Annotated in this window: 19 protein-coding genes; 14 read left to right on the top strand and 5 right to left on the bottom strand. The window is 71.5% G+C overall.

What is annotated here, in order from left to right:
• Positions 1-14: 14 nt before the first annotated feature.
• The 3 genes from ACIBQ1_RS24855 (at position 15) to ACIBQ1_RS24845 (ending at position 3,628) form a co-directional block, all read left to right on the top strand.
• A complete protein-coding gene (locus ACIBQ1_RS24855) occupies positions 15-1,481 on the top strand; it encodes an MFS transporter (RefSeq protein ID WP_397281039.1) in 1,467 nt (488 codons plus the stop codon).
• Between the two features lie 26 nt (positions 1,482-1,507).
• Positions 1,508-2,929 carry a serine hydrolase domain-containing protein gene (locus tag ACIBQ1_RS24850; RefSeq protein ID WP_397281037.1) on the top strand — a complete coding sequence of 474 codons (1,422 nt, stop codon included), beginning with the start codon at positions 1,508-1,510 and terminating at the stop codon, positions 2,927-2,929.
• A gap of 72 nt (positions 2,930-3,001) precedes the next feature.
• Positions 3,002-3,628 (top strand): dihydrofolate reductase family protein, encoded by a 627-nt coding sequence (locus ACIBQ1_RS24845; protein WP_397281035.1) that lies wholly within the window; start codon positions 3,002-3,004, stop codon positions 3,626-3,628.
• 59 nt (positions 3,629-3,687) lie between these two features.
• Here ACIBQ1_RS24845 and ACIBQ1_RS24840 read toward each other — a convergent pair whose 3' ends face one another.
• The 3 genes from ACIBQ1_RS24840 to ACIBQ1_RS24830 form a co-directional block, all read right to left on the bottom strand.
• The gene (locus tag ACIBQ1_RS24840; RefSeq protein WP_397281033.1) at positions 3,688-4,494 is read right to left on the bottom strand and encodes an N-acetylmuramoyl-L-alanine amidase; all 807 of its coding nucleotides are present in this window, start codon (positions 4,492-4,494) and stop codon (positions 3,688-3,690) included.
• A gap of 443 nt (positions 4,495-4,937) precedes the next feature.
• Positions 4,938-5,378: a hypothetical protein gene (locus tag ACIBQ1_RS24835; RefSeq protein WP_397281031.1), complete on the bottom strand. Its 441-nt coding sequence runs from the start codon at positions 5,376-5,378 to the stop codon at positions 4,938-4,940.
• Positions 5,379-5,477: 99 nt separating this feature from the next.
• A complete protein-coding gene (locus tag ACIBQ1_RS24830) occupies positions 5,478-6,884 on the bottom strand; it encodes a PLP-dependent aminotransferase family protein (RefSeq protein ID WP_397281029.1) in 1,407 nt (468 codons plus the stop codon).
• Positions 6,885-7,004: 120 nt separating this feature from the next.
• Between ACIBQ1_RS24830 and ACIBQ1_RS24825 the strand changes: the two genes are divergently transcribed.
• From ACIBQ1_RS24825 to ACIBQ1_RS24800, 6 genes are all read left to right on the top strand, one after another.
• Positions 7,005-7,883, top strand: coding sequence for an NAD-dependent epimerase/dehydratase family protein (locus ACIBQ1_RS24825; RefSeq protein WP_397281027.1), 879 nt, complete (start codon positions 7,005-7,007; stop codon positions 7,881-7,883).
• Positions 7,884-8,115: 232 nt separating this feature from the next.
• Positions 8,116-9,774 (top strand): sensor histidine kinase, encoded by a 1,659-nt coding sequence (locus ACIBQ1_RS24820; protein ID WP_397281025.1) that lies wholly within the window; start codon positions 8,116-8,118, stop codon positions 9,772-9,774.
• 97 nt (positions 9,775-9,871) lie between these two features.
• Positions 9,872-10,306, top strand: coding sequence for a roadblock/LC7 domain-containing protein (locus ACIBQ1_RS24815; RefSeq protein ID WP_397281024.1), 435 nt, complete (start codon positions 9,872-9,874; stop codon positions 10,304-10,306).
• Positions 10,303-10,659, top strand: a complete 357-nt coding sequence (locus tag ACIBQ1_RS24810) for a DUF742 domain-containing protein (RefSeq protein ID WP_397281023.1) — start codon at positions 10,303-10,305, stop codon at positions 10,657-10,659. The genes ACIBQ1_RS24815 and ACIBQ1_RS24810 overlap by 4 nt, the downstream gene beginning before the upstream one ends.
• On the top strand, positions 10,640-11,248 hold the full coding sequence (locus ACIBQ1_RS24805) for a GTP-binding protein (RefSeq protein ID WP_397281021.1): 609 nt from the start codon (positions 10,640-10,642) through the stop codon (positions 11,246-11,248). The genes ACIBQ1_RS24810 and ACIBQ1_RS24805 overlap by 20 nt, the downstream gene beginning before the upstream one ends.
• Positions 11,245-12,510, top strand: coding sequence for a cytochrome P450 (locus ACIBQ1_RS24800; protein ID WP_397281019.1), 1,266 nt, complete (start codon positions 11,245-11,247; stop codon positions 12,508-12,510). Before ACIBQ1_RS24805 ends, ACIBQ1_RS24800 begins: the two co-directional genes overlap by 4 nt.
• Here the strand turns inward: ACIBQ1_RS24800 and ACIBQ1_RS24795 are convergent, their stop codons facing one another.
• Positions 12,511-13,860 (bottom strand): MFS transporter, encoded by a 1,350-nt coding sequence (locus ACIBQ1_RS24795; protein ID WP_397281017.1) that lies wholly within the window; start codon positions 13,858-13,860, stop codon positions 12,511-12,513.
• 178 nt (positions 13,861-14,038) lie between these two features.
• On the opposite strand from ACIBQ1_RS24795, the gene ACIBQ1_RS24790 reads away from it, so the two are divergent.
• The 5 genes from ACIBQ1_RS24790 to ACIBQ1_RS24770 all read left to right on the top strand — a co-directional run bounded on the left by ACIBQ1_RS24790 (position 14,039) and on the right by ACIBQ1_RS24770 (position 19,600).
• A complete protein-coding gene (locus ACIBQ1_RS24790) occupies positions 14,039-14,716 on the top strand; it encodes a GntR family transcriptional regulator (RefSeq protein ID WP_397281015.1) in 678 nt (225 codons plus the stop codon).
• 178 nt (positions 14,717-14,894) lie between these two features.
• Positions 14,895-15,773: a dihydrodipicolinate synthase family protein gene (locus ACIBQ1_RS24785; protein ID WP_397281012.1), complete on the top strand. Its 879-nt coding sequence runs from the start codon at positions 14,895-14,897 to the stop codon at positions 15,771-15,773.
• A 19-nt stretch (positions 15,774-15,792) separates the two neighbouring features.
• The gene (locus ACIBQ1_RS24780) at positions 15,793-16,947 is read left to right on the top strand and encodes an exo-alpha-sialidase (RefSeq protein WP_397281010.1); all 1,155 of its coding nucleotides are present in this window, start codon (positions 15,793-15,795) and stop codon (positions 16,945-16,947) included.
• A gap of 14 nt (positions 16,948-16,961) precedes the next feature.
• Positions 16,962-18,584, top strand: coding sequence for a hypothetical protein (locus tag ACIBQ1_RS24775; protein ID WP_397281008.1), 1,623 nt, complete (start codon positions 16,962-16,964; stop codon positions 18,582-18,584).
• Between the two features lie 110 nt (positions 18,585-18,694).
• Positions 18,695-19,600 (top strand): helix-turn-helix domain-containing protein, encoded by a 906-nt coding sequence (locus tag ACIBQ1_RS24770; RefSeq protein ID WP_397281007.1) that lies wholly within the window; start codon positions 18,695-18,697, stop codon positions 19,598-19,600.
• Positions 19,601-19,603: 3 nt separating this feature from the next.
• Here the strand turns inward: ACIBQ1_RS24770 and ACIBQ1_RS24765 are convergent, their stop codons facing one another.
• Positions 19,604-20,422, bottom strand: coding sequence for an SAM-dependent methyltransferase (locus ACIBQ1_RS24765; RefSeq protein WP_397281005.1), 819 nt, complete (start codon positions 20,420-20,422; stop codon positions 19,604-19,606).
• Between the last annotated feature and the right edge of the window lie 139 nt (positions 20,423-20,561).

The following is a 20,561-nucleotide window of genomic DNA, read 5'->3' as shown; positions in this document are numbered from 1 at the left end:
CGTACAGTGTTCGCATGACGAGGACAACGTACACAGGTACTGCGCGTGATTCGCGCCGCTGGCTGATCCTGGTGGTGCTGTGTCTCAGCACGCTCGTGCTGGTGATCGACAACATGGTGCTCTCGGTGGCGATCCCGCCGCTGACCGCCGGCCTGGGCGCGAGCGCGCAGGACATCCAGTGGATCCTGGACTCCTACATCCTGGTCTTCGCCGGACTGCTGCTGACGGCGGGCAGCCTGTCCGACCGGTACGGCAGGCGCAGGGTCATGGTCATCGGGCTGACCCTGTTCGGCGTGGCCTCTCTGGCGGCCGCCAACGCCGCCGACCCGGTGACGCTGATCGCCGCCCGTACGGTGATGGGCATCGGCGGCGCGCTCATCATGCCGAGCACCCTGTCGATCCTGATCACCGTGTTCGACGAGCAGGAGCGGCGCAAGGCGATGGCCGCCTGGAGCGCGGTCGCCATGGTCGGCCTGGTCGGCGGGCCGGTGCTGGGCGGCGCGCTGATCGCCTGGTTCTGGTGGGGCGCCGTCTTCCTGATCAACGTGCCGATCGCGGCGCTGGCCATCGTCGCCTCGCTGGTGCTCATGCCCGAGTCCAAGGGCCCGCGGACCAAGCCCGACCCGATCGGCGCCGTGCTGTCGGTGGCCGGCATGTCGGCCCTGGTCTGGACGATCATCGAGCTGCCGCACGGCCTGTCCGTGCCGGCGCTGGCCGTGGCGGTCGTCGCGCTGGCCGGGTTCGTGGTCTGGGAGCTGCGTACGCCGCACCCCATGGTCCCGCTGCGCCTGTTCCGCAACCGCACCTTCAGCGGCGGCAGCTTCTCGCTCACCCTGGTCCAGATCGGCAACGGCGGCCTGCTGCTGGTCCTCACCCAGTACCTGCAGTACGTCCTCGGCTACACGCCCACCGAGTCGGGCCTGGCCTTCATCCCGATGGCCGTCGCCTCGCTGGCCTGCAACACCCTGGGCGCGACCCTCGGCACGCGGATCGGCAACCGTCAGCTGATCGTCACCGGGTTCGCCGTGAGCGCCGCCGGATTCGGCCTGCTGAGCACCCTGGACCAGTCGAGCGGCCTGGCCACCGCCTCCGTGGCGCTGCTCCTCATGGGCGCCGGCGGCGGCCTGGCCATGCCCGCCGCGGTCTCCGCCCTCATGGGCACGATCCCGGCCGAGCACGCCGGCGTCGGCTCGGCGCTGAACGACACCATCCAGCAGGCCGGCGCCGCCCTCGGCATCGCCGTCCTGGGCAGCGTCCTCGCCAGTGCCTACACCGCCGCGATGCCCGCGACCGCGCCGGCGGCGGCCCGCCTGTCGATCGGGAGCGCGCTCGGCCTCGGTGACGCCGCGATCGGGCTGGCCGCGCGCGAGGCCTTCACCACGGCCATGTCGTCCGCCTTCCTCATAAGCGCCGCCGGCGTGGTGGCGGCCGCCGTGCTGGCCCTGCTGGTGATGCCCAAGAAGACCGCCCTGAGCAACTGACCTCGAAGCTCCGAAGGAAAGAGATCATGAACCTGAACCGGACCGCCACGGGTGACTGGGGCACGCTGGACTCGACCGGCCGCGCCTTCTACCCCGAGCACTGGCAGCGACGGCTCGACGAGCTGTGCGCCGCCCACCACGTGCCCGGCGCGACCCTCGCCGTGCTGGCCGGCGGTGACGTCCACGAGCTGGCCACCGGCGTGCTGAACCGCGCCACCGGCGTGCCGATGACCCCCGACTCGGTGTTCCTGTCCGGCTCGATCGCCAAGGTCTACACCGCGACGCTGGTCATGCGGCTCGTCGGCGAAGGCAGGCTGGACCTGGACGCCCGGGTGGTGGACGTGCTGCCGGAGTTCGCCACTCCCGACGAGGAGGCCACCAAGGTGATCACCGTCCGGCAGCTGCTCAGCCACACCGGCGGGGTCACCAACGACTTCACCTACGACTCGGGCCGGGGCGACGACTGCCTGGCCAAGTACGTCGAAGCCGCCCGGGGCGTGGCCCTGGACTGCCGGCCCGGCACGGCCGTCTCCTACGGCAGCCTCGGTTACGTCGTGCTCGGCCGCCTCGTCGAGGCGTTGACCGGCAAGACCTGGGACGAGGCGCTGCGGGACATGGTGTTCACGCCGCTCGGGCTCGAACGCTCCATGACGCTGCCGGAGGAGGCGCTGCGGTTCCGCGTGGCCATGAGCCACCTGGGCGGGCCGGGCCAGGACCCCGACCCGGCGCCCGTCTGGGACATGATGCCGCGCTCCGCCGGACCGTACGGGAGGATCATCACCTCGTCCGGCGACCTCGTCCGCTTCGCCCGGATGCACCTGGCCGGCGGCCTGGCCCCCGACGGCACGCGCGTCGTGCCCGCCGAGGCGGTGGCGGCCATGCAGCGGCGCGAGGTGGACGTCCCGGACAAGTGGACCGTCAGCGCGGACGGCTGGGGCCTGGGCTGGACTCTCTACGACTGGGATGGGGTCTTCGGCTACGGCCACGACGGCGCCGCCATCGGCCAGTACGCCTACCTGCGCGTCGTTCCGCAGGCCGGCGTGGCCGTCGCGCTCATGACCAACGGGGGCGGGGCCCGGCCGGTGTACGCCGCCCTGTTCCGCGAGCTGCTGTCAGAGCTGGCCGGGGTGCGCATGCCGGACGCGTTCGGCCCGCCGGCGCAGCCGCCCGTGGTGGACATGACGCCGTTCGTGGGCACGTACAAGCGAGAGGGCGTCGTCATCACGATCAGCCCGAGCCGGATCCGGTACGAGTTCGTCGACGGCATGAAGCACCTGTCCCCGCCGCTGGAGGCCGACCTGACCCCGGTCTCGGAGACGGTGTTCGCCGCCTCGGGCATCGGCGCGTCGTTCAGCGAGGGCTACATGCCCGTCGTCTTCTCGACCCTGCCCGGCGGGACCCTGGTGTGCTACGTCGGGATGCGCGCCACGCCGAAGGTGTCCGGCTGACTTCGGTGTCGATTCCGGCGGGTCCCGTTCCTCGTATCGGTGCAGGATCGTGAACGAGAGAAGGGAACGGCGATGCGGAAGCTCATGGTGACCACGTTCGTCACGCTGGACGGCGTCATGCAGGGGCCGGGCGGCCCCGACGAGGACCGCGACGGCGGCTTCGAACACGGCGGCTGGACCGTGCCCCACTTCGACGAGCACCTCATGCGGGTGATGGCCGCGATCGTCGACCGGGGCGCCGCACTGCTGCTCGGGCGCAGGACGTACGACGTCTTCGCCGCCTCCTGGCCCCTCGCCCAGGCCGACGACCCGATCGGGGCGAAGCTGAACAGCATGCCCAAGTACGTCGCGTCGCGCACGCTGGACAGCGTGACCTGGCAGCACTCGACCCTGCTCACCGGCGACGCCGCCAAGGCGGTCGCCGAGCTCAAGCGGGGGGAGGGTGGCGAGATCCAGGTCCACGGGAGCGGCGACCTCGTCCAGACGCTGATCGAGCACGATCTCGTCGACGAGTTCCACCTGCTGGTCTTCCCGGTGCTCCTGGGCTCCGGCAAGCGTCTCTTCGCCCGGGGAACCATCCCGGCCGGGCTCCGGCTCACGGGCAGCACGACGTCGGGCAGGGGGGTCATCGTGGCGACCTACGAACGCGCGGGCGCCGTCGGTTACGGCGCCATGGGCCCGGAAACCGGCAACTGGTAACCCCCCACGCCCACCCGAGCCTCCCACCCACGCCGGGTGGGAGCCGTGGGGCGGGGGTGTCAGACCCGTAGCAGTGACGGCCAGGTCTTCGGGCCGACGACGCCGTCCGCGCCGATGCCCTCCGACTGCTGGAAGCCGCGGACGAGCTCGACGAGTCCCGGGTCGCAGCGGGTGGACTTGAGCCAGTCCTCCAGCCCGACCTGCTGGTAGGCGGACACGGGAACCCGGCCCCGGGCGAACAGGCAGCCTCTGACGGTCTTGACGTCAAAGTTGTCGTCGCCCGGCCGGATCATAGGCAGTTGCTTCACGATCTCCTCCGTCCAGGATGGGGCAGGCGCGGGGGCGCCGCCGATGAGGGCGGCGACGGCCGCCCGGAACTCGTTCATGTCGATGGAGTGGGGGTCCGGCTTGGAGGTGTTGACCTCCCGGTGCGCCTTCACGCGCGAGGCGGGCAGGCCGAACTCGCGGCACAGCTCCGCGCACAGCCGGATGTACGCGTCCTTCTGGACGTCGGGCCAGGGCTGGGTGCCGTTGTTCTCCGCCTCGATGCCGAGCGAGGCGGAGTTGGTGTGCATCGCGGACGTCGAGGGGGCGTTGTGCCAGCAGCGTCCGGCGGCGATGACGTAGATGTGGCCGGATCGGCCGAGCCCGAAGTGGGACAGCGGCCCGTCGAGGCCGGGGCGGCCGTCGCGGACCACCGCGAGCGACGGGTAGTCGCCGCCGCCGGCGGGACCGGCGGTGTGGTGGCAGACGACGCCCTGCACCCCGGGCTGCGGCCCGTGGCCGCGAGTCTGCCACCCGGCCACCTCGGTCACTGGGCGTCCTGTGCGGCGGGCGACGTCGGCCAGCTGTGTCAGGTACGGCATGGGGACCTCCCTCAAGCTTTTCGATGAGTCTCGCAACCGCCGATTAACAAAAAGTAGCCATGTGATTGCGTTGTGTGATCAATGCAGGTTAAGAGGTAATTGCCTCACTGATCGGCACTCTCGGCCGGGCGGGGGAGGCGAGACGGCACCGTCGCGCGGGCGATGGAGCGGGAGGCGTCTTCGCTGGTCAGACGTCCTGTGGGGATCCATCGCCGGGTGTTGCCGGCGGTGACGCGGTGAATGACTACGGCTTTCGTGGTGATGCGAGGGCGGATGCTGACGGATCATTAGCATGCCCTACTTGCCCGCGATCGGGGGAATCGAACGCGCCGGAGCTCAGCCCGACGCGGCTCGCCAGGGCGAAGGCACGGCGTCCGCGTAGGCGACCTCGCGGGCCCCCGCCCCACAGCCGCTCGGTGCGCGCCCGGTCGCAGACGACGCGCTCAGATCACCTTCGACAGCGTCTCGGCGCCCATGGCGACCAGCGCCACGGCCACCGAGACGACACCCACGACGAGGAACGGAACGGCCCTGGAGTCCGTGCTGCGCCACATCGCATATTCCTGCACGAATCTGGAGCAGACCGTGGCGCAGCCGATGACGGCCGTCACGATCACGCCGGCGGTGCTCGTCCCCCCGATCATGTCGGCGACCAGGAAGAAGTAGATCAGCTCGAAGGCGACCAGCGTCATCGCCGTGACCGGTCCCCACTCCCGCCACACCGAGCTGCGCTGTGCGGCGTCCGCCCTGGCCTGGCGCGCCATTCGCCGCCGCTGCCGCTCGGTCAGGCGTGGGCGCCTGTCCGGAGGCACCGACACGAACCTGCCCGCCTGCCGACGGGCCCGCCCTCTCAGCCGTCGCTCACTGGTTCTGCTCGTGCCCATGTCCGCCTCTCCCCCCGGGGGCCCGTGCTGATGGGGAAACGAATGTGGCGATCGAGGGGTTCCGCCGCCGGCACGGGTCAGGATCGCCGCCTGGCCGGGTCAGAGCCGCCGCAGGCCGCGGATCAGCGCGTCGAGCGCGGCGGGGTACGCGTGGGCGGGTGGCGTGGCGTACCCGACGACCACCGACGGCGGGTGCAGGTCGCGGTCGCCGCGCACGTACTCGCCCAGCGGGTGCACGTCGACCGAGGCCGCCCGCGCCGCCTCCACGACGGCCCGCTCCGACGGCGCGGACGGCAGTTCGAGCACGGCGTGCAGGCCGGCGTCGATGCCGCGGACCCGGACGTCCGGCAGGCCCGACCGCACAGCGGAGACCAGCGTGTCCCGGCGCCGCCGGTAGCCGCGGCGCACCGTGCGCAGGTGGCGGTCGTAGTCGCCCAGCTCGATCATGCGCGCGAGGGCCAGCTGGTCGAGGTGGCGGCTCTCGTGCGCCCGGCGCTTGGCCTCGGCGAGCGGCTCCACCAGCAGGGGCGGGCAGGCGATCCAGCCCAGCCGGACGGCGGGGCCGATGGTCTTGCTGGTCGAGCCCGCGTACACGATCCTGGACGGGCGGCGGGACTGGAGCGCGGCGATCGGGTGCCGGTCATAGCGAAACTCGCCGTCATAGTCGTCCTCGACGATCCAGCCGAGGCTGTCGTCCGCCCATTCCAGCAGCTCGGAGCGGCGCTCCGGCGCCATGCTCATACCCAGCGGGAACTGGTGCGCCGGCGTGCAGACGGCCACCTCGGCGCCCGAGGCGCGCAGCGCGTCCACGCGCAGGCCCGCCGCGTCGACGGGGACGGCGGCGACGCGCAGCCGCCCGGCCAGGAGGCGGACGTGGTCGCCCATCGCCGGGTCCTCCATGCCCGCCGTACGCACGCCCAGCTCGGTGAAGACCTCCGCCAGCAGGCCGAGCGCCTGCGTGTACCCGGAGCAGACGACCAGGTTCGCGGGGTCGACCCGGACGCCGCGGGTCCGGCCCAGGTACGACGCCAGCGCCGTGCGCAGCTCGATGCGCCCCCGAGGGTCGCCGAAGCCGAACACCTCGGTCGGCGCCTCCCGGAGGACGTGCCGCATCGCACGGGCCCACGCCTCGCGCGGGAACGCGTACGCGTCCGGCCGCCCGGGCCGCAGGTCGTAATGTGGCGCGCGCCCCGGCATGGCGGCCTCCGCCAGGCCTTCCGACGCTCCTGAACGAGCCGGGGTCTCCGCGGTGCCCGCCGCCACGCGGGTGCCCGAGCCCTGCCGCGCCGTCAGCCAGCCCTCGGCCACCAGCTGCTCGTACGCCTGTGTCACCGTCCCCCGCGACAGCCCGAGCTGGGCGGCGAGATCGCGGCTCGACGGCAGGCGCGTGCCGGCCACGAGCCGCCCGCCGCGGATCGCGGCCCGCAGCGACTCCTCCAGCGCCCTGCCACGGGAGCCCCAGCCGGGCAGCTCCAGCAGGAGCTCGGGCCCGAGCGCGTCCGTCATGCGAATGGTCCAATTTTCCGGCCGATGACTGGACCATAATACTGAGACAGTTGTCTCCTAGCCTGGCCGTGCGAGCGTCGATCCGCCCGACCCCACCGCCTAACGCAAGGAAACTCCCTCATGCATGTCTTCGTCGCCGGTGCCACGGGCGCCATCGGCCATTACCTCGTCCCCAGGCTGATCGAGGCCGGTCACCGCGTCACGGGCACCTCTCGTACCGACTCCGGCCTCGACCGGCTGCGCGCCCGGGGCGCCGCCGCCGTGCGGCTGGACGTCTTCGACGCCGAGGCGGTCGCCCGAGCGGTGGCCGAGGCCGCACCCGACGCGATCGTCCACCAGCTGACCGCGCTGAACGGCGGCACCCCCGCCGACAACGGCCGCATCCGCAGGGTCGGCACTCGCCACCTGGTCGACGCCGCCAAGCGGGCCGGCGTCCGCCGCATGATCGCCCAGTCCATCGCCTGGGCGTACGAGGCGGGCGACGCCCCGGCCACCGAGGACACGCCGCTGGACGTGACCGCGCCCGCGCCGCGCTCGGCCGTGATCGGCGGCGTCCAGGCGCTGGAAGAGGCGGTCGCGGAGCTGGAGGAGCACGTCGTGCTCCGCTACGGCCTCTTCTACGGACCCGGCACGTGGTACCGGCCCGGCGGCCTCGTGGCGGACGTGCTGCGCAACGGCGGCCCCACCGACGACCCGGCCTCGGTCTTCGTCAGCGGGCTGGCCGCCGACGCCTCGGTCAGCTCGTTCGTGCACGTCGAGGACGCGGCAGAGGCCACCGTCGCCGCGCTCGGCTGGCCGAGCGGCACCGTCAACATCGTGGACGACGAGCCCGCCCCCGCCCGCGAGTGGCTGCCCGCGCTGGCCGCCGCCGTCGGGGCCCCCGCCCCCGCTCCCACCGGCGGGCGCGCCGGCTGGCAGCGTGGCGCCGACAACGGCCTCGCCCGCTCGCTCGGGTGGGCGCCCCGGCACGCCACCTGGCGCACCGGGTTCGCGGGTTAGCCGCGGAGTGATGTACCTGGGGGCGGCCGAGGGGGTATGGCCGACCGTCCCGGACCGCGCTCCCACGTGGCCTCATGTCCACAGAAAGGTTGACTCGTGGTCGATTGCTGCTGAAGTGATTGGTAAAGGAGTGCTTGTCTGTTCTTGAGATACCCGTGGTGCTACGGTGTGTGCCGTTCCCGATCGTATGCGTGAAACGCCACATCGCCCCCGCTCTGAGGACTCCTAGAACATGCAAGCAGACGTACCTCAACGGACGACACAGCGAAGGCTCTCTCCGAAGGAGCTGGCGGTCACGGCCTCCCTGGGCACGTTGATCGTCATGGCCGGCCTGTGGTTGTGGGCGATCTTGGCCGCGCCGGCAGGCGCCACGGGGCTGATGGCGGCCGTCGGCGGAGGCTCGGTCCTGCTGCTGGCCGGCGCCGTCGGCGCGGCCGTGCACTACGCCGCCACCGCCCGCCACTTGCGCGAGCAGGCCAGGTGGGCGGAAGAGCGCTACATGTGGCTGCGCCGCGAGAACGCGCGGGTGGCCGAGGAGGCGCTGCCCGCGCTCGGACGCCAGGTACGCGAGGGCGTGCCGCTCGCCGACGCGCTCGCCAGCGTGTCGCGGATCGTGGAGACCTCGGTGCAGCCGCTCGTCCAGGCGATCGGCAACGAGCTGGACGCGCTCCAGCGCGACCGCGCCGCCGCTCAGAAGGCACGCGCGGTGGCGGAGACCAACGCCCGCACGGCCCGCCGGGCGATCGACGAGGAGATCTCGCGGCTGTCCGGCGACACGTTGCCGGAGCTCGTACGGCGTATCCGGACGGACCGGATGTCGGTCCGCGCGGCGCTGGCCGAAGTGGGCCAGCCGGCGTACGGCCCACTGCGTGACCTGCTCGGGGGGACGGCGGAGCAGCTCGGCGAGAGCGAGCGCGGGGGCGCCGCGGTGATGGCCGCCTGCGCCGGCGCCGCGGCCCGGGTGCAGGCCCAGGCGACCAGCCTGCTCGCCCAACTGCGCGGCATGGAGGAGCAGTACGGCGAGCAGGAGGAGATCCTCAGCGACCTGCTCGACCTCGACCACCGGGTCTCCCAGCTGAGCCGCCTGGCCGACAACATCGCCCTGCTGAGCGGCGGCCGGTCCGGGCGGCGGTGGACGCGACCGATCATCATGGAGAGCATCCTGCGCGGCGCCATGGGGCGCATCGGCGCCTACCGCCGCATCAGGCTCCACTCCACCAGCGCCGTCGCCGTGGCCGGGTACGCCGCGGAAGGCGTGATGCACGCGCTGGCCGAGCTGATGGACAACGCCGCCACGTTCTCGGCGCACGGCACGGAGGTGCACGTGTACGCGGACGAGGAGGACGCCGGCGTGGTGATCACGATCGACGACAGCGGCCTCGGCATGCGGCCACGCGAGCGGCACCACGCGACCAAGCTCGTGTCCGAGCCGCTCGACCTGCGCACGCTCTCCGGCACCAGGCTGGGCCTCGCGGTGGTGGGGCGCCTGGTCGACAAGTACGGCCTCACGGTGAGCTTCCGGCCGTCCGCCCGCGGCGGCACCGGGGTCGTGGTGCTGATCCCGCGCGTACTGATCACGCAGCCCAGGACGGCGGCCGTCGAGCCGCCGGCCGTGCCCGCGCAGGCCGGGCCGCCCACGCAGTCCGTGCCCACGGAGTCCGTGCCCACGGAGGAGCATCCGACCGGCGAGGAGCTGCTGCCCAGGCGGCAGCGGGGGCAGACGCTGGCTGAGGCGACGAGGGCCCGGCCGGCGCCGGCGGCCCGGTCGGGGGCACGTGAGGGGCGTGATTCGGCGGCCAGGTTCGCCGCGTTCCGCCAGGCGGGCGACCGCAAGCGGACGTCTCCTCCAGCCACTTCTCCGGCCACTTCTCCAGCCGCGGACGATGCGTGAGCACGCGCCGTCGGTCACCGGAACTTATCGGATCACAGTAAGGAGGCAGGGGCGGCCCCCTCTGGCGCCCGCGCCGGACGCCCGCCCCGTCGTTTCGATGAGCACAATCGACGCTGCAGGCACCACCGATCGCGAGCTCGACTGGCTGCTTGAGAACCTCAAGGAGAAGACCCCGGGAGTCAGGTACGTCCTCGTCCTGACCAGGGACGGACTCAAGATGTGCGTCACCGCCGGCCTGGAGCGGGACCGCGCCGACCAGCTCGCCGCCCTGGCCGCCGGCATCCAGAGCCTGTCGCTGAGCGCCTCCGCCGAGTTCGGCGACGGCATCGGCGCGGGGCAGGCGATGGTGGAGTTCGCCGGCGGGCTGCTGCTCATCGTGCCGGCCGGCGAGGGCGCCCACCTCGCCGTGGTGGCCGACGAGGACGGCGACGTGGGCCTGATCGCGCACAACATGAACGAGATGGTCGAGCAGATCGGCGTCTTCCTCTCCGCGGCGCCGCGGCGAGGACAGCCAGGTGGCGATCACCCATGACGCCGCGCCCGATCGACCGGGAGAGCCCGGACCGGCTCTACACGGTCACCGGCGGCCGCACCCGCGCCGACGAGAACGCGTTCGACTCGGTCTCCCTGATCGTCAGCGAATGCGAGCCGGCCCCCGGCATGCAGTCGGAGCACGTCAGGATCCTCCAGCTGACCCGGCAGCCGACCGCGGTGGTGGAGATCTCCGCCGAGCTGCGGCTGCCGGTGAGCGTGGTGAAGATCCTGCTGCGCGATCTGCTGGACACCGGCCGCATCACCGTCCGCCACCCGTCGGCCGCCGTCCAGTCCGGACGGCTGGATCCCGAAACCCTGAGGCAGGTGCTCAGTGCCCTCCACGACCTCTGATGACCTACGAACACCGCTCCGCGAAACCGCTCTGGACGCACTGAAGATCGTGATCGTCGGCGGCTTCGGCGTGGGCAAGACGACCATGGTCGGCTCGGTGAGCGAGATCCGCCCGCTGAGCACCGAGGAGGTCATGACCCAGGCCAGCGTGGGCATCGACGACGCCAGCCGGGTACGGGAGAAGACCACCACCACGGTGGCCTTCGACTTCGGCCGGATCACGGTGACCCCGGACAAGGTTCTGTACCTGTTCGGGGCGCCGGGGCAGGAGCGCTTCTGGTTCGTGTGGGATCAGCTCTTCGCCGGCAGCCTGGGCGCGGTCGTCCTGGTGGACACCCGGCGGGTGGAGGACTCGTGGTACTCCATCGACCGGCTGGAGCACCACCGGATGCCGTTCGTCGTGGCAGTCAACCGCTTCGCCGACGGGCCCTCGCTGGACGCTGTACGCGACGCGCTCGCGCTGTCGCCCGAGGTGCCGCTCATCGAGTGCGACGCACGGAAGCGGTCCTCGTCCAAGCATGTGCTCATCACGCTCGTAGAGCACATCACCCGTATGAACCTCCTTTCGGCCCCGGAGAGCAAGTCGTGACCAACCCACTCCTGGAGGACTATCCCGGCCACGCCGACGCCGTGCGGATGTACGGGCCCGAGGTCTTCGCCGACCCGGCCGCGGTGTATGAGGAGATGCGCCGCAAGCACGGCCCGATCGTGCCGATCCTGCTCGACGACGACGTACCCGCCTGGCTCGTGGCCGGCTACCGCGAGCTGCACCACGTGACCAGCCAGCCGCAGCTCTTCGGCCGCGACCCCAGGCGCTGGAACCTCAAGGACCGGATCCGCGACGACTGGCCGTCGCGGGCATATCTGGAGTGGACGCCGTCCCTGATGTTCACCGAGGGCGCCGAGCGCAAGCGGCGCGGCGGCGCCATCGGCGACGCGCTGGACACCATCGATCGCACCGAGTTGACCGCGATCTGCGAGCAGGTCGCCGACCTCCTGATCGACGAGTTCGCCGGGAACGGCAGGGCCGACCTGATCGCCCAGTACGCCTACCGGATCCCGGCCCAGGTCATCGCCCGGCTGTACGGCCTGGCGGAGTCGGAGCTGCCGGCGCTGATCGAGGACCTGGGCCTCATGCTGGACGGGGGCCAGGAGTCCTTCGCCGCGTTCCTCCGGGTCGAGGACCGTATGGGCAGGCTGCTGGCCGCCAAGCGCGACAGGCCGGGGCACGACCTCACCTCGTACCTGCTGGCGCACCCGGCCGGGCTGCCCGATCTGGAGATCATCCAGGACCTGCTGCTGCTGGTGGCGGCCTCCCACACCGGCACCGCGAACTGGATCGGCAACACGCTGCGGCTCATGCTGATCGACGACGACTTCTCGATGACGCTTCAGGGCGGCCGCAGCAGCGTCGGCGAGGCGCTGATCAGGGTGCTGTGGAAGGACCCGCCCGTGCAGAACATGCCTTCGCGCTTCGCCGTACGGGACTGCGACCTGGGCGGGAAGCGCGTGCGCAGGGGCGACCTGCTGCTGCTCGGGTTCGCGGCGGCCAACGCCGATCCGCAGGTGCAGCCGGCCGCGCATGCCCACTCGGGTGCCAACCGGGCGCACATGTCGTTCAGCCACGGCGAGTACGGCTGCCCGTTCCCCGCGCCGGAGCTCGGCGAGATCATCGTCAAGACGGCCATCGAGGTGCTGCTGGACCGGCTGCCCGACGTCCATCTCCAGGGGGCGCCGGAGGAGCTGCGCTGGCGGGCGTCGGTGTGGATGCGCGGCCTCGAGGCCCTGCCCGTCATGTTCAGCCCGGCCGGCCCCATCGGTCAGGGGCCGGCCGAGGACTGGGGGATCTGATCAGCGGACGGTCTCGCCCGTGGCGCTGAGGTCGCGGCGGAAGGACTCCGGCGCCTTCCACACCGCGAACATCGTGATCAGGGCGCCGAGCATGACGTACCCGGCGACCAGCGGCCAGCGGGAGCCGTCCGCGCCGGCCAGGGCCGTGGCGACGAACGGGGTCAGGCCGCCCGCGAAGATGGAGGCGATCTCACGGCCGGCCGCGGCGCCGGTGTAGCGGCGCTCGGTGGGGAACAGCTCGGCGAAGAACGCGGGCTGGATGGCGTTGATGGCGTTGTGCCCGAGGTTCAGCACCAGCACGTAACCGAGCACGATCAGCACCATCGAGCCGCTGTGCAGCATCGCGAAGAACGGGAAGGCCATCACGAACACCACGACCGCGCCGAAGAGGTAGACCGGACGCCGCCCGATCCTGTCGGAGATCGCGGCGAACACGCCGTGGCTGACGAAGGAGAGCACGGCGGCGATGAGGATCGCGTTGTTCAGCTGGCTCTTCTCCAGGCCGAGCGCGCTGCTGCCGTAGGACAGGGCGAACACCGTGAGCAGGAAGTACGGCAGCGCCTCGGCGAAGCGCAGGCCGACGATCAGCAGCAGGTTGCGCCAGTCGTCCACGAAGATCGTACGGATCGGGCCGTGCTTGGGGCGCGCGGCCTCGACCGCGCCCGGCCCGCCCTCCTTGTCCGCGGCCACGGCTTCGGTGAAGACGGGGGTCTCGTGCAGGCTGCGCCGCATCCAGAACGTCACGATGAGGACCACGGCCGACAGCAGGAACGGGATCCGCCATCCCCAGCTCAGCAGCTGCTCGTCGGAGAGCGTGTAGACGTAGGCGAAGACCCCGGTGATGAGGATCTGCGCCGAGAAGCCCCCGGTGTTGGGCCAGGCGCTGAAGAAGCCGCGGCGGTTGGGCGGCGCCGACTCCAATACGATGATCATGGAGCCGCCCCACTCACCGCCGACCGCGAACCCCTGCAGCAGCCGCAGCGCCACCAGCAGGATCGGCGCCCAGATCCCGATCGTCCCGTAGCCCGGCAGCAGTCCGATGAGGATGGTGCTGAGGCCCATCACGACGAGCGTGACCATCAGGGTGGACTTGCGGCCGTGCCGGTCGCCCCGGCTGCCGAAGAAGAGCCCGCCCAGGGGCCTGGCCAGGAAGCCGACGGCGAACGTGCCGAAGGCGGACAGCGTGGCCACGAAGCCGCTGGCGTCGGGGAAGAAGACTTTGGGGAAGACGACGGCGGCTGCTGTCCCGTAGACGAGGAAGTCGTAGTACTCCAGCGTGTTGCCGAGGAAGCTGGATGCCGTGACCTTCCACGTGTAGCGAAGGTCTGACTTCGGAAGGGTCGCGACCATGGCGCCTCCCTTTCTGCCGGCGGCTTCGATGTTTCCGCAGTGGTTCAGTTGTCGCACACTATTACTTGGGAGACGGTTAACCGTCAACGGTCACCGGTTAACGTTGACCGTATGGAGTTGTGCGGGATAGTCTCCGTTCGGCGAAGAACCTTCGGGCGGGAAGACGAGAGGAGAGCTGGTGACGATCACCAATCCGCTGCGTAATCCACCGCTCGGGGATCAGCTGCTCATCCAGCTGCGCTCGCTCATCGTGCGTGGCGAGCTGATCGTGGGGACGCACCTGGTCGAAGGCAGGATCGCGGAGCAGTTCGGGGTGAGCCGCGGGCCGGTCCGTGACGCGCTTCGCCAGTTGGAGATCGAAGGGCTGGTCGAGACGCGCAAGAGGGGGGTCTTCGTGCGCGGGCTGTCCGACAAGGATCTCCAAGAGCTTTACTCGTTGCGCGGCGCCCTGGAGAGCCTGGCCATCAAGGAGGCCATCGCCCGCCTCGACGCCGCCGACTGGGTTCCGATCGACGAGGCCGTCGAGCAGATGCAGGCCGCCGCGGACGACCGCGACGCCGCCAAGTTCGCCGCCGCCGACCTCGACTTCCACAGCGGCTTCTACGTGATCGGCGACAACCGCTGGCTGACCGCCACGTGGGCCCTGCACCGGCCGCTGTTCGCGGCGGTGCTGGAGATCACCAACACCGCCCGTGACCTGGTCCCGGTCGCGCAGGACCACGCCGACCTGCGGGACATCGTCCGCTCGGGCGACGTCGACGCCGCGCTCTCCGCGCTCACGTTGCACCTCGACGGCTCCTGCGACCGGATCCGCGCGACGCTGATCGAGCGGGAGCGCGCACAGCCCGGCCTCTAGCACTCTCGCCTCACCGCCCGCCTTCCGCGCCGGACCGACCCTCCCCGGGTCCGGGGCCGTCTTCCGCCTGCCGTCAGCTCCTCTCCCCGCACCGACTCCTTCGCCTGCCACCACTCACGAGCCGAGGCCCGCAGCGCCTCGTCAACGACCGGAACCATCGACGAACCGAGGCCTTGCCATGCCAGAGAACACCCGACGCCGCGCCGAGATCCTCGCCGCCGTCCCGACCTTCTTCGACGAGGCGGGCGAGCTCGACCACGCCACGACCAAGGCGCACTTCACGGATCTCGCGAACCGCGTCGACGGTGTCTTCGTGTGCGGCACCACCGGCGAGTTCCCGGCGCTCGACCGCGCCGAGCGCCGTGCGGTGACCGAGACCGCGCTGGCCGTGTTCGGTCCCGACCGGGTCGTGGTGCACGTCGGCGCCGCGGCCACCCGGGAATCGGTGGCGCTGGCCCGCGACGCCGTCGCGATGGGGGCGCGCAGGCTGGCCGCGCTCACCCCGTACTACCTGCCCGCCGACAACGGCGCCGTGCTCCGGCACTTCGCGGCCGTGACCGGGGCGGCGGGCCCGGCCGCCGTCTACGGCTACCTGTTCAGCGAGCGCTCCGGCGTGGTCGTCGAGCCCGCGGACTTCGCCGCGATGGCCGCCGAGACCGGGCTGGCCGGGGCCAAGCTGAGCGGCCTGGCCGCCGACAGGTTCGCCGAGTACCGCGCGGCGCTGCCCGCGTCGGCCGGGCTGTGGTCGGGCTCGGACACCCGGCTCGCCGAGGTCGTACGCGGCGGCGGCAACGGGGTCGTCTCGGGTCTGTCCTCGGCGTTCCCCGGCCCGTTCGCGCGGCTCGCCGACGCCGTGGCCGGTGGGGACGCCGATGCGGAACGTTCCGCCCAGGCTCAGGTGGACGAGGTGCTGGCCGCGCTCGGCGGCACCGTGGAGGGCATCAAGCTGGCGCTGAGCCGGCTGGGCCGCGGCACCGGCGCCCTCCGCATGCCGGCTCCCGAGATCGGCCCTGACCAGCGGCAGCGCATCGCGCGGCTGGCCGGGACCGCCCGATGACCGTGGCTCTGGTGACCAAGTGAGCGAGTCCGGCGTCGAGCGGGTCCACCGGGAGTTCGTGACCGTCGACGACCCTCGCTGGACGCAGTGCCACGCCTCCACGCTCGCGGTGGTGGACGGCACTCCGGTCGTCGCGTGGTTCGCGGGCACCAGGGAGGGCACCCCCGACAACCGCATCCGCATCGCCCGCGGCACGGACACCGGCCGGGGCGTCGGTGCGGCGCGCGCCTCGGAGGCAGGCCGGGCGGATGCCGGCTGGGGCGGTGCGGTGCGCACTCTGGAGACGGGCCGGGAGGTCGCCCACTGGAATCCCGTGCTGGCCAGCGGCCCGGACGGCGCCCTGTGGCTGTTCTGCAAGGCGGGCGCGCGCATCTCCGAGTGGGTCACGCTGGTCACCCGCTCGCACGACGGCGGCGCCACATGGGAGCCGGTACGCGAGCTCGTCCCCGACGACCGCTCCGGCGGCCGCGGCCCCGTCAAGAACCCGCCCCTGCTCGTCCCGGGGGCCGGCCCCTGGCTGGCGCCCGGCTCGACGGAACGGTGGGGCGAGCCGCCCCGCTGGGACCCGTTCGTGGACGTCTCCGACGACGGCGGGCAGAGCTGGACGCGTGCCCCGATCCCCGTCGACCACGGCGCGCTGACCGGCGCCGGGCACATCCAGCCCGCCCTGTGGTGGGGGGCGAACGGCCCAGTCGCGCTGATGCGCAGCACCGAGGGGCGGGCGTACCGCTCGGTCTCCCCGGACGGCGGGCGCACCTGGACGCCCGCCGAGCCCACGAGCCTGCCGAACAACAACAGCGGCCTCACGGTGGTCGCGCTGCCGTCCGGGCAGGTGGCCTGCGTGCACAACCCGGCCGCCGAGTCGTGGGGCAGCCGCTGCCCGCTCGTCGTCTCGTTGTCGGACGACGACGGGCTGACCTGGCACGCGGGGCCGACCCTGGACGACGGCGTGGTCTGCGTCGACCCGGCCGTGCCCCGGCTGTTGCCGTCCGGCGCCGCCGCCCCGGGGTTCGCGCCCGGTGACGACGGCGTCATGACCAGCGGCGTCGCCGAGTACAGCTACCCCTTCGCCGTCCTCACCCCCGACGACCTCCTCGTCACCTACACCTGGCAGCGCAGGGGGATCGTCCTCGCCCGGCTGCCCCTCGCAGATCTGGAGCCGAAGAAGCCATGACCAGCCCGTACCGTATGCCCGTTCCCCGCGCGGAGCAGGCCGCCATGCCACGCACCGCGTACCTGATCGCCAGCGGAGACCTGCGCCTGTCGGCGAACGTCGCCGGCTGGCCCGCCCAGGAGGGCCTGGAGAAGGCGGTCTCGGCGGCGTTCGCCGATCTCGGCTGGACGGTGGTCCGCGCGCACGAGGTGGATGCCGAAAAGGGGCACGGCTTCATCGACAGCCAGCGGATGGGTCTGGAGGTCTTCAAGACCATCCCCGCCGACGCGCCGCTGATCGTCGCGGAGGCCGTGTGGCAGTACAGCCACCACGTGCTGGCCGGGCTCCGCACCCACCGGGGCCCGATCCTCACCGTCGCCAACTTCGACGGCACCTGGCCGGGCCTGGTCGGCCTGCTCGGGCTCAACGCCGGGCTGACCAAGATGGGCCGCCCGTACTCGACGATCTGGTCGGTCGACTTCACCGACCGCTACTTCCTGGACGGCCTGGCGAGCTGGGTGCGGACCGGAAACATCGTCCACGACTCCTCGCACGTCCGCCCGCTGCCTTCGCCGCCGCCCGGCCCGGAGTCCGAGCTCGGCGTCGCGCTGGCCGAGGAGCTGCTGCGCGACAAGGCCATCATCGGCGTGTTCGACGAGGGCTGCATGGGCATGTACAACGCGATCATCGACGACGAGCTGCTCAACCCGCTCGGGATCTACAAGGAGCGGCTGTCGCAGAGCGCTCTCTACGCCGAGATGCTCAAGGTGCCGGACGCCGAGGCGGCGGCCGTGCGCGAGTGGCTGGACGTCGCCGGGATGAGCTTCGCCACCGGCGCCGACGAGGCCACGGAGCTCACCGACCGGCAGTTGCACGAGCAGTTCAAGATGTACGTCGCCGCGCTGCGGATCGCCGACGACTTCGGTCTCGACGCCGTCGGGATCCAGTACCAGCAGGGCCTGAAGGACCTGACCCCGGCCTCCGACCTGGCGGAGGGCCTGCTCAACAACGTCGTACGCCCGCCGGTGACCAGCCGCGACGGCGCCCGGGTGCTCTTCGACGGCGCCCCGCTGCCGCACTTCAACGAGGCGGACGAGGGCGTGGCCGTGGACGCGCTGGTGACCAACCGGGTGTGGACCGCCATGGGCCTCGACCCCGCGACCACGCTGCACGACGTGCGCTGGGGCGAGCAGTACGGCGACGACTTCGTCTGGGTCTACGAGATCTCCGGCTCCGTGCCGCCGTCCCACCTGACGGGCGGGTACGCGGGCGCGGTGAGCTGGCGGCAGAACCCGATGTACTTCCCCGCCGGCGGCGGCACGATCAAGGGCGTGAGCAAGCCGGGCGAGATCGTCTGGTCCCGCCTCTACATCGCCGACGCCCGGCTCCAGCTCGACATCGGCCGCGCCTCCGTCGTGGAGCTGCCGGAGGAGGAGACCGAGCGGCGGTGGGCGGCCACCAACCCCGAGTGGCCGATCGCGCACGTCGTGCACCACGGGGTCGACCGCGACCAGTTCATGGCCCGCCACAAGGCCAACCACGTCCAGGTCGCCTACGCTCCCGACGCCGCCACGGCCGACAAGGCGCTGGCGGCGAAGGCGGCGTTCTTCCACCGCCTCGGCGTGGAAGTGCACGTGTGCGGGGACGTCACCGTGTAGGCGCACCCCGGTCCGTGTGGCGCCACAAGGAAATATCCGCTCTGTGGCGACTCCCGTGGCACTATGGACGGCGGGACCGGACTGTGGCGAGCTGCCGATTGAGGATATGGATGCCGACTGCTCACGGTATGGGTGACCTGGCGGAAACGCTCGGCAGTGATGCCGTCCAGTCCGGGCCGACCGCGCTGCGTATTCTTCTGGGTGCGCAACTGCGACGGCTGCGCGAATCCGCCGGGATTTCCCGTGAGGACGCCGGCTACCACATCCGCAGCTCACACTCCAAGATCAGCCGCATGGAGGGCGGGCGCACGAGCTTCAAGCTCCGTGACGTCTCCGACCTGCTCATCATGTACGGCGTCACCGGCGAGGCCGAGCGCGAGGCCCTGCTCGCGCTGGCCAGGCAGGCCAACGAGCCCAGCTGGTGGCACGACTACCGCGACGTGCTCCCCGACTGGTTCGAGGCGTACCTGGGGCTGGAGCAGGACGCCTCGGTGATCCGCACGCACGAGGTCCAGTTCGTGCCCGGCCTGCTGCAGACCGAGGACTACGCCCGCGCGATCTTCGCGATGGGCCACGGGAGCGACTCGGACGAGCAGATCGAGCGCCGGGTCGAGGTGCGGATGCGCCGGCAGCGCGTCCTGGAGCCGCCCGCGCCGCGCAAGCTCTGGGTGGTGCTGGACGAAGCGGTGCTGCGGCACCGGGTCGGCAGCCGCGAGATCATGCGCGGCCAGCTCGAACACCTCGCCCGGATGGCCGCGCGGCCCAACATCACCGTGCAGGTGCTGCCGTTCAGCTGCGGCTGGGCCATGGGTGGCGTCGGGCCCGTCACCATCCTGCGCTTCGCCCAGTCCGAGCTGCACGACGTCGTCTACCTCGAACAGCTGACCGGCGCCCAATACCTCACCAAGGAGACGGACGTCCTGCCGTACCAGCGGATGATGGACGAGCTCGGCGTGCACGCCTCGCCCGCGTCCGCCACCCCGGCGATGCTGCGCCGGCTCATCGGCGAGCTCTGACCGTCACGGCTTGCGCGCGACCCCGCAGAACGCGTCGACCTCCGGGGGCAGCCCGAACGCCTCCGACTCCACCTGCCAGCGGGAGACGGACACGATGCCCGGCTCCATCAGCTCCAGCCCGTCGAAGAAGCGCGCGATCTCCTCGGGGGTCCGCAGCCGGTAGTCGTAGACCTCGCCCTTGTCCCGCAGCCGCTCGGCCTCCGCGGCGGCGTCGGGCTTGACGATGTTCGTGCCGTCCTCGAACACCAGGTAGCTGCCCGAGGGCAACGCGCCCAGCAGGTCCCCTACCAGCGCGTACGCCTGGTCGTCGGCGAAGACCGTGCCCATCACGCCCAGCAGCATGAGCGCGGTCGGCCGGCTGAAGTCCAGCGTCTTGGCGGCGAACTCCAGAATGGTGGCGGGATCGCGGACGTCGGCCTCGATGTAGTCGCAGGCGCCGCGCGGGTCGCTGGTGAGCAGGGCCCGCGCGTGCACCAGGACGAGAGGGTCGTTGTCCACGTAGACCACCCGGCTGGTGGGGTCCACCCGCTGCGCCACCTCGTGAGTGTGATCAACGGTCGGCAAACCCGTACCAATATCCAAAAACTGCCTGATACCTACTGTTCCAGCGAGATATCGGACAGCTCGCCCCAAGAAGACCCGAGAATGCCGGGCGATGTCCTCCATGCCCGGGTAGATGTCCCGGAGCCTCTCGGCCAGTTGCCGGTCGACCGGGTAATTGTCCTTTCCGCCCAGCCAGAAGTTCCAGACCCTGGCCTGATGCGGCTTGCTGGTGTCGATCCTGGAGAGGAGTGCGGGATCCAGGGGTGAATCATCTGTCACGAGAGCTTCACCTCATATGTCGCATCTGCGATTTTTTCTGACTTTCTACCAGCTCATCCTCATGTGTGTCATCGATGGGATGAACCGGTGGGGCCGGGTGGCCGTACCTCGCTGTAAGACGATGCGAGGAGGTCGGCCG

The sequence above is a fragment of the Nonomuraea sp. NPDC050153 genome (assembly GCF_044460125.1).
In the GTDB taxonomy this organism is placed as follows: Bacteria; Actinomycetota; Actinomycetes; order Streptosporangiales; family Streptosporangiaceae; genus Nonomuraea.
This window is presented reverse-complemented; position numbering and strand designations above follow the sequence as displayed.

Coding starts and splice junctions, on each gene's coding strand:
- ACIBQ1_RS24855 (WP_397281039.1), top strand. CDS start 15: ATGACGAGGACAACGTACACAGGTACTGCGCGTGATTCGCGCCGCTGG.
- ACIBQ1_RS24850 (WP_397281037.1), top strand. CDS start 1,508: ATGAACCTGAACCGGACCGCCACGGGTGACTGGGGCACGCTGGACTCG.
- ACIBQ1_RS24845 (WP_397281035.1), top strand. CDS start 3,002: ATGCGGAAGCTCATGGTGACCACGTTCGTCACGCTGGACGGCGTCATG.
- ACIBQ1_RS24840 (WP_397281033.1), bottom strand. CDS start 4,494: ATGCCGTACCTGACACAGCTGGCCGACGTCGCCCGCCGCACAGGACGC.
- ACIBQ1_RS24835 (WP_397281031.1), bottom strand. CDS start 5,378: ATGGGCACGAGCAGAACCAGTGAGCGACGGCTGAGAGGGCGGGCCCGT.
- ACIBQ1_RS24830 (WP_397281029.1), bottom strand. CDS start 6,884: ATGACGGACGCGCTCGGGCCCGAGCTCCTGCTGGAGCTGCCCGGCTGG.
- ACIBQ1_RS24825 (WP_397281027.1), top strand. CDS start 7,005: ATGCATGTCTTCGTCGCCGGTGCCACGGGCGCCATCGGCCATTACCTC.
- ACIBQ1_RS24820 (WP_397281025.1), top strand. CDS start 8,116: ATGCAAGCAGACGTACCTCAACGGACGACACAGCGAAGGCTCTCTCCG.
- ACIBQ1_RS24815 (WP_397281024.1), top strand. CDS start 9,872: ATGAGCACAATCGACGCTGCAGGCACCACCGATCGCGAGCTCGACTGG.
- ACIBQ1_RS24810 (WP_397281023.1), top strand. CDS start 10,303: ATGACGCCGCGCCCGATCGACCGGGAGAGCCCGGACCGGCTCTACACG.
- ACIBQ1_RS24795 (WP_397281017.1), bottom strand. CDS start 13,860: ATGGTCGCGACCCTTCCGAAGTCAGACCTTCGCTACACGTGGAAGGTC.
- ACIBQ1_RS24785 (WP_397281012.1), top strand. CDS start 14,895: ATGCCAGAGAACACCCGACGCCGCGCCGAGATCCTCGCCGCCGTCCCG.
- ACIBQ1_RS24775 (WP_397281008.1), top strand. CDS start 16,962: ATGCCCGTTCCCCGCGCGGAGCAGGCCGCCATGCCACGCACCGCGTAC.
- ACIBQ1_RS24770 (WP_397281007.1), top strand. CDS start 18,695: ATGCCGACTGCTCACGGTATGGGTGACCTGGCGGAAACGCTCGGCAGT.